General features: G+C 32.2%; 15 protein-coding genes. 11 read left to right on the top strand and 4 right to left on the bottom strand.

Annotated elements, in window-relative coordinates; all coding sequences use genetic code 11:
* Position 1: 1 nt before the first annotated feature.
* The 3 genes from AC1DVP_RS06665 to AC1DVP_RS06655 form a co-directional block, all read right to left on the bottom strand.
* Positions 2 to 448, bottom strand: coding sequence for a YybH family protein (locus AC1DVP_RS06665; RefSeq protein WP_477182720.1), 447 nt, complete (start codon positions 446 to 448; stop codon positions 2 to 4).
* 6 nt (positions 449 to 454) lie between these two features.
* The gene (locus AC1DVP_RS06660) at positions 455 to 823 is read right to left on the bottom strand and encodes a DMT family protein (protein ID WP_477182719.1); all 369 of its coding nucleotides are present in this window, start codon (positions 821 to 823) and stop codon (positions 455 to 457) included.
* Between the two features lie 64 nt (positions 824 to 887).
* Positions 888 to 2,396 (bottom strand): helicase HerA-like domain-containing protein, encoded by a 1,509-nt coding sequence (locus AC1DVP_RS06655; protein ID WP_477182718.1) that lies wholly within the window; start codon positions 2,394 to 2,396, stop codon positions 888 to 890.
* A 363-nt stretch (positions 2,397 to 2,759) separates the two neighbouring features.
* On the opposite strand from AC1DVP_RS06655, the gene AC1DVP_RS06650 reads away from it, so the two are divergent.
* The 9 genes from AC1DVP_RS06650 to AC1DVP_RS06610 all read left to right on the top strand — a co-directional run bounded on the left by AC1DVP_RS06650 (position 2,760) and on the right by AC1DVP_RS06610 (position 10,050).
* Positions 2,760 to 3,584 carry a MotA/TolQ/ExbB proton channel family protein gene (locus AC1DVP_RS06650; protein ID WP_477182717.1) on the top strand — a complete coding sequence of 275 codons (825 nt, stop codon included), beginning with the start codon at positions 2,760 to 2,762 and terminating at the stop codon, positions 3,582 to 3,584.
* Between the two features lie 42 nt (positions 3,585 to 3,626).
* Positions 3,627 to 4,250, top strand: coding sequence for an ExbD/TolR family protein (locus AC1DVP_RS06645; protein ID WP_477182716.1), 624 nt, complete (start codon positions 3,627 to 3,629; stop codon positions 4,248 to 4,250).
* Positions 4,251 to 4,268: 18 nt separating this feature from the next.
* Complete coding sequence (locus AC1DVP_RS06640) at positions 4,269 to 4,841, top strand: ExbD/TolR family protein (RefSeq protein WP_477182715.1); 573 nt, start codon at positions 4,269 to 4,271, stop codon at positions 4,839 to 4,841.
* A gap of 30 nt (positions 4,842 to 4,871) precedes the next feature.
* On the top strand, positions 4,872 to 5,669 hold the full coding sequence (locus AC1DVP_RS06635) for an energy transducer TonB (RefSeq protein ID WP_477182714.1): 798 nt from the start codon (positions 4,872 to 4,874) through the stop codon (positions 5,667 to 5,669).
* Positions 5,669 to 5,899 carry a hypothetical protein gene (locus AC1DVP_RS06630; protein WP_477182713.1) on the top strand — a complete coding sequence of 77 codons (231 nt, stop codon included), beginning with the start codon at positions 5,669 to 5,671 and terminating at the stop codon, positions 5,897 to 5,899. The genes AC1DVP_RS06635 and AC1DVP_RS06630 overlap by 1 nt, the downstream gene beginning before the upstream one ends.
* A 2-nt stretch (positions 5,900 to 5,901) precedes the next feature.
* Positions 5,902 to 6,825 carry a PstS family phosphate ABC transporter substrate-binding protein gene (locus tag AC1DVP_RS06625; RefSeq protein ID WP_477182712.1) on the top strand — a complete coding sequence of 308 codons (924 nt, stop codon included), beginning with the start codon at positions 5,902 to 5,904 and terminating at the stop codon, positions 6,823 to 6,825.
* A 20-nt stretch (positions 6,826 to 6,845) separates the two neighbouring features.
* The gene (locus AC1DVP_RS06620; protein ID WP_477182711.1) at positions 6,846 to 8,516 is read left to right on the top strand and encodes a tetratricopeptide repeat protein; all 1,671 of its coding nucleotides are present in this window, start codon (positions 6,846 to 6,848) and stop codon (positions 8,514 to 8,516) included.
* A gap of 150 nt (positions 8,517 to 8,666) precedes the next feature.
* On the top strand, positions 8,667 to 9,299 hold the full coding sequence (locus tag AC1DVP_RS06615; protein WP_477182710.1) for a 7-carboxy-7-deazaguanine synthase QueE: 633 nt from the start codon (positions 8,667 to 8,669) through the stop codon (positions 9,297 to 9,299).
* Between the two features lie 352 nt (positions 9,300 to 9,651).
* Positions 9,652 to 10,050 (top strand): energy transducer TonB, encoded by a 399-nt coding sequence (locus tag AC1DVP_RS06610; RefSeq protein WP_477182709.1) that lies wholly within the window; start codon positions 9,652 to 9,654, stop codon positions 10,048 to 10,050.
* A gap of 72 nt (positions 10,051 to 10,122) precedes the next feature.
* Here the strand turns inward: AC1DVP_RS06610 and AC1DVP_RS06605 are convergent, their stop codons facing one another.
* Positions 10,123 to 10,830: a class I SAM-dependent methyltransferase gene (locus AC1DVP_RS06605; protein ID WP_477182708.1), complete on the bottom strand. Its 708-nt coding sequence runs from the start codon at positions 10,828 to 10,830 to the stop codon at positions 10,123 to 10,125.
* Positions 10,831 to 10,905: 75 nt separating this feature from the next.
* Between AC1DVP_RS06605 and AC1DVP_RS06600 the strand changes: the two genes are divergently transcribed.
* Together AC1DVP_RS06600 and AC1DVP_RS06595 are read left to right on the top strand one after the other, a co-directional pair.
* Positions 10,906 to 11,400: a YkgJ family cysteine cluster protein gene (locus AC1DVP_RS06600; RefSeq protein ID WP_477182707.1), complete on the top strand. Its 495-nt coding sequence runs from the start codon at positions 10,906 to 10,908 to the stop codon at positions 11,398 to 11,400.
* Positions 11,401 to 11,506: 106 nt separating this feature from the next.
* The gene (locus tag AC1DVP_RS06595) at positions 11,507 to 12,739 is read left to right on the top strand and encodes an ABC transporter permease (RefSeq protein WP_477182706.1); all 1,233 of its coding nucleotides are present in this window, start codon (positions 11,507 to 11,509) and stop codon (positions 12,737 to 12,739) included.
* Positions 12,740 to 13,487: the final 748 nt, after the last annotated feature.

Genomic DNA, 13,487 nt, shown 5'->3' with positions numbered 1-13,487 from the left:
TCTAATCCCAAATGTATTTCCAAGAACCGTCTTTTTGTTTCTTCCAGACAGTATGAAAAATGCCTTTTGAAGTTTGTGCTTTTCCAGAGGAATCTTTTGAAGTCCAAACATATTTGCCGTAACTCGAAGCCATGTCGCCAGCATTGGAAACAGTTACGGCATCAGGAGACCATGTTACGGTTTTATTTTGATATTTAGGATTTGAATAATAGTTCTTAATATTATTCTTGCCGATAATTAAAGTGTCATGTTCTCTTTTGATAACTGCGTTAGAATCTGCAAATTGATAAAAACCTTCAGCCAATCCTTTTTCTGCTACTAATTTTTCAAAGTCTTTTTCGGTTTTAACAATTTGTAATTTGACATACGCAGCATTTTTAGTTTCTGACTTTGGCGAACAGCTATTCAGAATTAATATAAAAATCAATAATTTGAAGACTTTTTTCATTGTGAATTATTTTTTAAATATAAAATAAACGGATAAAATTAAACATATAAAACCAATAAAATGATTCCATCTCAAAGTTTCATTTTTGAAAAAAAGCAAGGAGAACAACACAAAAATAACTAATGTGATTACTTCTTGAATTACCTTAAGCTGTAACAAAGAAAATGGCCCGCCATTGCCTTCATAGCCTATCCTGTTGGCAGGAACTTGAAAAAAATATTCAAATAATGCCAAGCCCCAGCTTATCAATACGACAGTTATTAATCCTGCATTTTCAAACCATTTTAATTCCTTGAATTTAAGATGCCCATACCAAGCCAATGTCATAAAAATATTCGACAACAGCAATAATCCTATAGTAGCGTATGCTTTCATGTTTTGTTTTTGAACCAAAAATAGTAATTATAGTTGCTATTTTAATATTGAAAACTGTGGAGGTTTATTTTTTGAACATTTTAGAGAGTATTCCAAATGCGCCTCTGATGAAAGTTGCGCTGGTAACAACCTTCAAAACCGATTTTGTGACAACACTTGCAGTGCTTGGTTCATTACTTACTTTTTTTGTTTCCTCAATAACAATCGCTTGTTCTTGTGCAGATTCTATTTTTTTAGTGAGCATCTCATAAGCACTTTCGCGGTCGAGCACTTCACTGTATTTTTTAACTAATTTTGACTTATTGTTAATTTCCTGAATTTCAGCATCCGTTAAAATGTCCATTCGGCTCATAGGCGCACGCATCATTGTAGCTACAAGCGGAGTTGGAATTCCTTTTTCGTTTAAGGCAGTTACAAAGGCTTCTCCAATTCCTAAACTGGTCAATACTTCATCTGTTTTGTAATATTCGGATGAGGGGTAATTATCCGCCGATTGTTTGATGGCTTGCCTGTCATTGGCGGTAAAAGCTCTTAGGGCATGCTGTATTTTTAATCCGAGTTGTGCTAAAACGCCACTAGGGATATCCATTGGATTTTGAGTAATAAAATAAACACCAATTCCTTTGGAGCGAATTAACTTTACTATGGTTTCTATTTGTTCCAATAAAGTTTTGCTGGCTTCATTAAAAATCAAATGGGCTTCGTCTATAAATATAACCAATTCGGGTTGGTCTGCATCTCCTTTTTCAGGCATTTGCTGGTATATTTCGGCTAATAAACTCAGCATGAAAGTGGAGAATAATTTAGGCTTATCTTGAATATCTGTTAGTCGGATAATATTAATGTAACCTTTTCCGTTTTCATCAATACGCAGTAAATCATCAATTTCAAAAGATAATTCTCCAAAAAATAAATCACCGCCTTGCTGTTCCAGTTCAATTATTTTTCTTAAAATAGTTCCTGTAGTCGAAGTAGATATCTTACCGTAACTTTCTTCAATTTCGTCTTTTCCCTCTTCTGTTATGTAATTAATGGCCTTTTTAATATCCTTTAAATCTAACAGAGGCATTTTATTGTCATCACAATATTTAAAAATAACCGAAACAACTCCGGCTTGTGTGTCATTTAAATCTAAAATTCTGGAAAAAAGAACAGGTCCGAATTCTGAAACTGTAGATCGAAGCCTTACGCCTTCCTGTTTGGAAAGTGTCATTAATTCGACAGGAAAACCCGATACAGCATAAGGGATATTTAGTTTTGAATGCCGTTCTTTTATGAAATCTTTTTCTTCTCCTTCTTTGGCAATACCGCTAAAATCACCTTTTATATCCATCATTAAAACAGGAATGCCGAAAGAGGATAGCTGTTCAGAGAGAACTTGAATTGTCTTTGTTTTTCCGGTTCCAGTGGCGCCAGCTATCAATCCATGTCTGTTTAATGTTTTTAATGGGATTTTTACAGGAGTGTTTGCTAATACTTCACCATCTAGGATAGAGGCTCCAAGTGTAATGCTTTCACCTTTGGATAAATAGCCATTATTTATGCACTGAATAAAATTTTCTTTGTTGCTCATTTTAAGGGAGTTTTTGAAATCAACTGCAAGATATTAAATATTCTTCAAACKGAATAATCAAGTGTTTCTTATAAATAATATCACAAAAAAAGATTGATTTGATAGGAATTGTAAGTTTTTTAATTAGGCTATTTTTTGAATAAAAACATTCGGAATGCTTAAAACGTCTTGTTTTTTTAATAATTTTGAAAGGTTTTTTAAAAAAAATATTCAATTATTCTTAAAAAACCTTACAGTACTGTTTTAAGAATAAAATAAATTGTTAGAATACTTAAAAAAAAGTTTTTTTATTTCAACTAAAAAATTAAATTTGCTCCTATACAAGTTTATTAAAACTAAAATAAATATTTAAAATTTAAAAAAATGGCAAACGTTAAAGTTAAAAAAGAAAGCACTTCAAATGGTGGAGGAATGGTTTCAGGAATTATTATTGCATTATGTATTTTTGTAGGTTGGTTAGTCTGGTCTCAAGTGATGGGAGACCCATCGAATTTTGAAGGTGGAGATACGGAAAAAGGACACCCATTAAATACATTAGGACAAGTTTACAAAGGAGGATTTATAGTACCAGTATTATTAGGTATGTTATTAATGGTTATCGTTTTCTCTATTGAAAGATTTTTTGTTATCGCAAAAGCTGCAGGTAAAGGAAATTTAGATAAATTTATGAAAGCAATCCAAGTAAGTATCAAATCAGGAGATATTGAAGGAGCGATTGTTTCATGTGATAAACAACAAGGTTCTGTTGCAAATGCAATTAAATCTGCATTAGTTAAATATCAAGATGTTAAAAAAGAAGGTTTTAATAGTGAAGAAGCTTCTGAAGTTATACATAAAGAAATCGAAGAGGTTACTGCTCTTGAAATGCCAATGTTAGAGAAAAACATGACTATTATTTCTTCTTTAGTTTCTTTAGGAACACTTGGTGGATTATTAGGAACTGTATCTGGGATGATTAAAGCGTTTGGTGCTTTGGCTACTGCTGGAACTCCAGATCAAGCTGCTCTTGCTGTTGGTATTTCTGAAGCTTTGATTAACACGGCTACAGGAATCTCTACTTCTATTACAGCAATTGTTGCTTACAATTTCTTTACTTCAAAAATTGATGATTTAACTTATTCAATCGATGAAGCTGGAACTACAATCGTAAATACTTACAGACATTTTAGAGGTAGTTTAAAACAATAATTAATTTTTGATATTTTTTTATCAAAATAATAGACATACATAATGGCTAAAATAAAAATGAAAAAAAAGTCCACGTCTACCGATATGACGGCGATGTGTGATGTTGCGTTTCTTTTGCTAACGTTCTTTATTTTGACTGCCACTGCTAAAACACCTGAAGTATTACCAGTTGATACTCCGCAATCTACCGTTCAAACTAAATTGCCTGCAGATAATCTGTCGACGTTGACGATTGGTAAGGTACAAGGAAAATCAGTTGTATTTTTTGACCTAAAAGGAAAAGATGTTCGTAAAAAAGCACTTGAATTTATGTCGGATAAATATAATGTTTCCTTTACTGAAAAAGAATCTGAGGAATTTGGATTAATGGAAAGTTTTGGTGTGCCAATTCAAAATTTAAAAGAAATTTTGAATATGAAAGCAGCAGATAGAAGTAAAGCAGGACAGCCTGGAATACCTAAAGATTCTTTGGATAACCAGTTGAAGGATTGGGTTCTTTATTCTCGTAAAGCAAATATTGAGGTTAATGACAAAGAATTGAATTTTGCAATAAAAGGAGATGCGAAGGAGCAATATCCTGCAATTAAGCAAGTAATGGATATTTTGCAAGATCAAAAGGTCAATAGCTTTAACTTGGTTACAGGTTTAAGAGGAAAGAATTTTTAATTAAAAAAGACACACAAAATGGCTGAATTAAATACCGACAGTGGCGGTGGCAAAAAAGGCAGTGGTAAAGTAAGAAGTAAAAAACAAAACTCTAAGGTAGATTTAACTGCCATGGTGGATTTGGCTTTCTTGTTAATCACATTCTTTATGCTTACTACTACTTTGTCAAAACCTCAATCCATGGATTTGACGTTGCCAGATAAAGAAAAAGATGAAACCAAGGAAAAGCCAATTAAAGTTGATGAAAATAAAACATTAACATTGTTGCTTGGGGAAAATGGGAAATTGGTGCGTTATATGGGAATGTTAGAAAGTCCAATTGCTACTCCTAAAGATTTTTCTTATGGTAAAGATGGAATTCGTAAAGAATTAATAACTCGAATGGAACAGGTAAAGCAGTATTCAACTGCTAAAGGAGAACCAGGGAAAGGAATGATTGTAATTATCAAGCCGAGCAAAAAATCAACCTATCGTAATCTGGTTGATGTTTTGGATGAAATGGCAATTGTTGGGGTAAATAAGACTGGTTCTTATGCAATAGTTAATGACTTTACACCTGAAGAAGTAAAATTGTTAGAAGTAAAAAAATAATTTTTACTAATAACCTAATAATTATAAAAAATGAAATTAGATTTAATAAAAAATCAATGGATTGAGATCGTTTTCGAAGGGCGTAATAAACTTTATGGTGCGTACGAACTTAGAAAATCGAATCGTAAGACTTCTATACGGGCTCTTATCATTGGTAGTGTTCTTTTTAGTCTAGCTATCAGCGCTCCTCTTATCGCAAGTTACTTGCCAAAGGGAGGGGAAGAAGAAGATATGGATAAAAAGATTGTTACCGTGAAGATGCCTCCTAAGAAGAAAGTTGAGGCGCCGAAAGATCTCGCACCGCCACCACCACCACCGCCAAAACAAGACATGGTTAAATTTGTGAAACCAGTTGTTGCTAAGGCAGAGGATGTTACTGAAGATCCGCCAAAAATGGATGATATCAAAGACAAGAAAACTGGTGCAGAAACTATCAAAGGAGATCCGGATGCTCCTCTTACAGTTGAAGAAGTGGGTAATGGACCAGTAGTTGAAGTTATTGCAGAGGATACTAGTGTACACTCTTTAGCCGGTATTGAGCAAAAACCTGAATTCCCTGGAGGGATTGAAAAATTTTATGCTTTCGTAGGTAAAAATTATCAAGCTCCAGAAGAAGAAGGCCTTAAAGGAAAAGTTTACGTTACATTTGTTGTTGAAAAAGATGGATCTTTAACGGATATCAAAGTAATTAGAGATATTGGTTATGGAACTGGAAAAGAGGCAATCAGGGTTTTGAATAAATGTCCGAAATGGCTTCCAGGTGAACAAAATGGTAAAAAAGTTAGGGTTTTATACTCTCTTCCGATTACTATTCAATCAGCAGAATAATGTTAAATAATTTATTTAACAATTTGAAGAAGAAATCGCTTATTGAGCGATTTCTTCTTGTTATAACCATATTGGTTTTCTTAGCTTATTTCTTTTTAGGAATAATGGTTATTTTTTGGGATAAATTTCCATTTGATATGCAAATGCAATATAGAATAGCTTTAGGCGTTGTATTAATTGCATATGCTATTATTAGATTTTTCCGTGTATATAATGCTAATAAAGAATAATTATGTCCAGATTTAGTTTTTATTTGATTTTTGGATCCTTTATTTTTTTCTTTTTTAATTGCAAAAAGGATGAAAACAATGCTCTAAATGATGAAACAATTTTAAAAGGTAAAGCTACTATTTATGTCGATGAGACAATTACTCCTATTGTTGAAGATGAAGTTATGGTGTTTGAAGGTTCATATGATGCAAAATTCACTTTAATTTCTAAATCTGAATCTGAAGTCTTAAATTCATTATTTAACAAAAAGGCTAGTATTGTTGTATTAGCTCGGAATTTATCAAAAAAAGAGTTAAATCTTTTTGAACAAAGAAAAATAGTTCCTAAAATAACTAAATTTGCTATTGATGGCATAGCTTTTGTTTCTAATAAATCTAGTAATGATACATTAATTGCATTGAAAGATGTAATTGGTTTTATGAAAGGAGAACGAAGCTCTAAAATAAAAGGTATCGTTTTTGACAATCCAAATTCAAGCACTGTGAGTTATATGAATAATTTAGCTGGATTGAACAATTTGTCAGAGAATGATATTTACACTTTTAAAACTAATAATGAAGTTTTAAAATTTGTTTCAGAAAATGATGGAATGATTGGGGTTGTTGGAGTAAATTGGCTGTCTCAGCCTGTTGCAGCAATGGAATCAGTTATTAAGAATATAAATGTTTTAAATGTTAAGGGCTTAAATAGAGAAGGGTATTATGCTCCTTCACAAAGTAATTTTGCCGAAGGGACGTATCCTTTATTGAGAGATTTATATATTGTGAATTGCCAAGGGTATGCCGGTTTAGGAATGGGGCTTTCTTCGTTCGTTGCAGGCGATATAGGACAACGAATTATTTTAAAATCCGGTTTGTTGCCATATAAGATTCCCGCAAGAAAATTAAATATAATACGAAGTAAGTCTAATATCGAAAAGAAATAAAATAAATTAATTTAATGAAGATGAATAAAATTAAAATTTTAAGTATTGCTCTATTGGCAGTTGTGGCAACAGGCCGTGCGCAAGATCTTAATCAAGCAAAGAAAGCTATTGATGCTGAGCAATTTGAAAGTGCAAAAAGCATATTAAAATCTATAATTCAAGCAAAACCAACTAATGGAACTGCAGCTTTTTATTTAGGAAATGTTTATTTATTGCAGAATAATGCAGATTCAGCAAAAATCTATTATCAAAAAGGTCTTACTGGTTCAGAAGGTGCAAGACTAAATAATATTGGTTTGGGTCTAATAGATTTAGATAATGGTAATGCAGCAGAAGCTGAACAAAAATTTGCGTTAGCAACCAAAGATTTAAAAAAGAAAGATATTGAAGAGTATATTTTTATAGGTCGTGCTTATACATTTTCGACCAATCCAGATTATAAAAAAGCATTAGAATATTTGAATAAGGCCAAATTAGTTAATCCTCAAGATGCGCAATTAAATTTAGCGTTAGGGAATGCTTATTTTGGTGATAAAAATCAAAATGAAGCTTACTCAGCTTATAGAAATGCTTATACTATTGATAATACAATGATTAGAGCAAAAATGCAGTTAGGTGTTTTGCTGAAAGGCGCTAAAGCTTATACAGAAGCAATAAAAGCCTTTGATGAAGTTATTGCTATCAATGCAAATTATGGGCCAGTTTATCGTGAGTTAGCTGAAACGTATTATTTATGGGGTAGAAATGAACCTTCTAAGTATAGAGTTTATATTGAAAAAGCCTTGCTTAATTATGAAAAATATTTGAGTTTAACAGATTATTCAGTTAGCTCTAGAATGCGTCATGCTGACTTTTTGGTTTTAGCTGGTGAGTATAAGGCGTTAGAAGCTGAAGCAAATAAAATGGTTGAACTAGATAAGGTTAATCCTAGAATTCTGCGCTATTTAGGGATTTCAGCTTATCAAAATGGAAATTATGATGTCGCAATAAAATCTTTAGAAAGTTTTATTTCAGATCCTACGAATAAAGTTATTGCTTTTGATTATCAAGTTTTAGGTTTTGCTAAAATTAAGAAAGCAATTGGTGAAGATGGAAAAAATCTTGATGCTGCATTGTTTGATAATGGTATTCTTGATGTGAAAAAATCATCAGAAATGGATGCTAATAGTTTAGCTATGAATATTAGCGATATTGGGAAAAAATTATACGAATTAAAATTATTCAAACAGGCTGGAATTATTTATGAAATCGCTGTTGCTAATAAAGAATCTAAAAACTATGTTTTGGACAACTTTTATTTAGGAAATAGTTTATATTTTGATAATACAAAAAAGGATGCGAAACCAGATCCGATTGCTTTGCAAAGAGCTGATTTAGCTTATGCTGCCGTAATTGAGGCTTCTCCTAAAACTCAAGATGCTTATTTATACAGAGCAAGAACAAACAGTTTGTTGGAAAATGATGAGATGACAATAAAATATTACAATGATTACGTAAATATTGTTACGGAAAAAGGACCAGAAGAATTGGCAAAACCTGCTGTAGCTAAAAAATTAATTGAAAGCTACAATACTGCTGGAGCTAGTTATGCAAATTCAGATAAAACTAAAGCAATTGAATATTTTAATAAAACATTGGTTATTGATCCTGCGAATCAATATGCCTTAGATTCATTGAAATCTTTAAAATAATCAAAAATATTTTTTTTAAAACGGCAATTAGAAATAGTTGCCGTTTTTTTTATATTCCTAATTGGTGTTTCCCTGTTCATTTTGATTGTGTTTTTTGGTTATTATTTAGGTTTCTTTTAATTGCGTATATTTGTAGCCTAAATTTATATAATGTTATCTAAAGAAGTTCAATTAGAAGTTAATAAAGGGACTATGCTTCCGTTAATGGAAGAGTTTTATACTATACAAGGAGAAGGTTTTCATACAGGTACCGCTGCTTATTTTATTAGAATAGGAGGTTGTGATGTTGGTTGTCATTGGTGTGATGTTAAAGAAAGTTGGAATGCAGAGCTACATCCGCCAACCAAAATCGATTTGATTGTAGAGAATGCGGCTAAATATGCTGATACGATAGTTATTACTGGGGGTGAACCTTTAATGTGGGATATGAGTCCTTTGACTCAAAAATTAAAAGACCATAATTTAAGAGTTCATATTGAAACTTCCGGAGCTTATCCTTTAAGTGGTAATTGGGATTGGATTTGTCTTTCGCCAAAGAAAAACAAATTGCCAACAGAAACAGTTTATGATAATGCTAATGAACTTAAGGTGATTATTTATAATAAGCATGATTTTATTTTTGCCGAGGAACAAGCTGAAAAGGTTAATTCTGGCGCAATTCTTTTTCTGCAGCCAGAATGGAGCAAAAAGGAAGAAATGACCCCTCTAATTGTTGAATATGTCATGAATAATCCCAAATGGCGCGTTTCATTGCAAACGCATAAATACTTAAATATCCCTTAATATATACTTTAGTTTATATTATAGTTTTTTTTGAAAATATTGTTAATTGCCAAAATGCTAGTCGGGTAATTAGCAATGTTTTTTTTGATTTGATTGCTTACTTTTCTATTTGTCTATAAATTAGATGGTTTGGTCTTTTTTTAGAAAAGTAATCACTATGTTTTTTCTTGTTAAAAATTGTTTTTTTGATATTTCAAATTTTTTTTGGATTAAATTGTTAACTCTAAAATATAATTTTGTGACAATGTGTTAATTTTATTTTATTATTTTTATTCAATCTGTTTTTATAAGTGTATTTTTTTATACATTTACCAAAACCTACTTTTTTAAAAACATATAATTGAATTAGCCCATGAAAAGAATTTTACTTTCTGTAATTACTTTGTTTATTGTGGATTTTGCTTCTGCACAGGTAACTGCCACTATTGTTGATGATGCTCCTTACAGTTATGAAGAGGTAGAAGTGAGGCCGGAATTTCCTGGCGGAAACAATGCATTCATGACATTTATTAGCACTAACTATCAAATGCCTGAGTATGATGGTAGTGGAGGGACTTTAAAAGTTGCTTTTATTATTGAAATTGACGGTACGGTAACTAATGTTAATGTTGTTAAAGATCTTGGCGGAGGCACTGGTGCTGAAGCAAAGAGAGTTATCAGTAAGTCTCCTCGATGGACTTCAGGCGAAACTAGAGGAAAAAAAGTTAGGGTTCTTTATGAGGTACCTATTAAAATTGCTGGTCAAGGTTAATTTGAGTATTTAAAATATAAAGAATCGTTGTTATAGGAAACCAAATGTTTTTTGCATTTGGTTTCCTTGTTTTTAGATTGTAAGTTTCGCTAAGTAGTCATAGTGTTCTCCTTCAAGAAGCATTTCGCATTGAAGTCCATTTGCGAAAGCTGCGTTTTGCAATGTGTTATAATCTAGAAATAACCAGTCCAGAGGTTCTTCTTTTTCTCCTTTATAGGTTATGCTGAAAATGGTTTCTCCATAATATTCATTTTCTGTTGGAATCCATTTTCCGCCATCTTCATCTTCATCAAACATATAGATGATATCAGAGCTGTCCATTAATATTTGTCCTCCATCATTTAACAGGGATTTTAATTTCAAAAGAAATTTTGAAAGGTTTTTTAGTTTACCACAAATTCCTGGTCCATTCATTAGGATAATAATGGTATCGAATTTGTCATTTTCTAGAGTCATCAAATCTTGTACTTTGGCATTCTTCAATCCGCGAAGTTTACAAGTTTGAATTGCATTTTCCGAAATGTCGATGGATGTAACATCAAGATGCCTGTCGTTTTGTAAAGTTAAACTGTGGCTTCCGGCTCCACATCCCACATCAAGAACTTTTCCTTTGGCCAGTTGTAATGCTTTTTGTTCTATTTTAGGCATCTCGGTATAGCCTCGAAACAGATAAGCAACGCTCATTTCGTCTTCTTCTGAAATAGAAGTTTCGGTTATTAAATCTTCAGGTTTATTGTTGGTTTGGTAGTCAAGTATTGCTTTTCCAAAAAGATCTTTCATAAAATTAGTTTCAAGTTTAAATTTCCGAGTTTAAAGTTTATTACTTTTGCGAATTCAACATCCAACATTTAAAAATTGAAACCAGCTTTAAACGAATTAGGAAAACTTGCCAAAGATAAGCATATCGAAAATAAAAAGTATTTTGATAAGCTAAAAAAGAAAACACCTAAGAATTTGGATTATGTAATGCAGGATATTCACGATGCTGAATTCAAAAAAACGGATTGTTTAAAATGTGCCAATTGCTGTAAAACTACTGGTCCGTTGTTTACATTGGCGGATATTGAACGTATTTCAAAACATTTGAGGCAAAAGCCACAACAATTTATTGAGCAATATTTACGTATAGATGAGGATAGGGATTATGTGTTGCAAAATGTCCCTTGTACTTTTTTGGATAATGATAATACTTGTTTTATATATGATGTTCGCCCGAAAGCGTGTCGGGAATTTCCACATACTGACAGAAAGAAGTTTCAGCAAATTACTGATTTGACACTTAAAAATATTGCAATATGTCCAGCGGTATTCAATATTGTCGAAGAAATGAAAAAGAAATTACCACTTTAAGATTCTAGTTTGTTAAGGCGATTGTTATTCAAATCGCTAAAAAAGGTTAACAAGGCCTTAAATAAAACTTTACGTATATTTGTTTAGTTCCTCAAAATAAATCAATTTGAATTTAGAATATTTTATTGCAAAAAGGCTTATTACGGCCAAAGATTATAAAAGCAGCATATCGGCTCCAATAATTAACATTGCTATATCGGCTATAGCTATAGGTATGATTATGATGATAGTTTCTGTGGCGACTGGTATTGGTTTGCAAAATAAAATCCGCGAAAAAATTGCGGCTTTCAACGGGCATATTATAATTTCGAACTATGATAATAACCAATCTGAAATTACATTATCACCTATCGATAAGAATCAGGATTTTTATCCAAAATTTAATGCTGTTCCAGAAGTAAACCATATTCAGGCAATAGCCAGTAAATCTGGAATTATTAGAACTGATACTGCATTTGAAGGAATTATTTTTAAAGGAGTAGGTAATGATTATCAATGGGGGAACATAAAAGAGTATCTTGTTTCTGGAGAATTGCCTAATTTTTTAAAAAACACCCAAGAAGTTGTGATTTCTCAGTTTTTGGCTAACCGGCTACAGCTCAAAGTTGGAGATTCTTTTAATACCTTCTTTATTAAGGAAGATCAAAATCAATTGCCAAATGTTCGAAGATTCAAAATAGCTGGTGTTTTTAATTCAGGATTCCAGCAATTTGATGCTACATATATAATAGGAGATATTAGCCATATACAGCGAATCAATAAATGGAGACCAAATCAAATTGGAGCGTTTGAGGTTTTTGTCAAAGATTTCAATACAATAAAGGAAACAGGAGAGCAGGTATATGAAAAAACATCTTCAACTTTGGATACTAAGACAATTATTGAAAAATACAGTTACATATTTGAGTGGCTGCAGCTTTTCGATTTCAATATAATTGTAATATTGGTTGTAATGATACTTGTGGCAACTATAAATATGGTAGTAGCCTTGTTGGTGCTTATACTGGAACGTACTCAAATGATAGGGATTCTAAAAGCATTAGGAGCTAATAATTGGTCAGTTAGAAAAATATTCCTTTACAATGCCTTTTATCTTATCGTAAGAGGTCTTGTTTGGGGTAATGGAATCGGAATTTCTTTGCTGTTAGTTCAGCAACATTTCGGAATTATAAAACTCAATCCCGAAAATTATTATGTCAATCAAGCTCCAGTGTATCTTAACTTAGGATATATCTTAGCGTTGAATTTTCTTACGGTAATAATATGTGGACTGGTGTTATTAATACCATCTTATATAGTCACAAAAATTTCTCCAGTCAAAGCTATTCGATTTGATTAGTTCTTGTGGTGATAATCAGTAGCTTCCACCTGCTCTTCGTTTCAATCTTGTGTTCCGAACCCCGGCCCGCAGGGATTTCCGCTTCGATCAGGGCTAGGGCATTGGTTTTTCATAGGGGTGATCTTTCCTGTATATATTAGGTATAGGTTTTTCAGGGGCATAAAGTGTGCAGGATTCATAAAGAAACCTCCAAAATCCGGCTAAAACCGATATAACTCTGCAAAATCACTTGTTCCGATTCAATAATCTTCAAGAATCCGCATTGTAACCCTCGCCAAACCAATGTATTAAAAAATAAACAAAAAATAGTTAAGAAAAGGCATTGCAGAAACGAATAAAGGGGCTACTTTTGCACCCGCAACGGCGATTACGTTCTTTAAAATACTGGCAGGCAATATGATCAAAGAGAAAATTTATTTTCAAAAAAAGATTTAAAAAAGCTTGTGAGATTTAAAAACGGATGTTATTTTTGCACCCCGCAAAACGCGTAACGTTCCTTGATAGGCTGATAAGAAAATGAGAAGAAATTGAAAAAAAATATTTTTCAAAAAAAACTTCAAAAATATCTTGCCAGATAAAAAAGAATAGTTACTTTTGCACCCGCTTTGAGAGATAAACGAAAAGCGGAATAAATAAGTAAGAACACGTTCCTAGACATATTGAATTGACAGCCGTCTCGTCCAAAAGACGAGACAAATAAAATAAGAGTAATAGAATCGGAAGATTTGAGAAAGACCACTAGAATTTG

The organism is Flavobacterium sp. P3_A6 (assembly GCF_056403035.1).
Note: the sequence above shows the minus strand (reverse complement) of the source record. Positions and strands in the feature narration are given on the sequence as shown.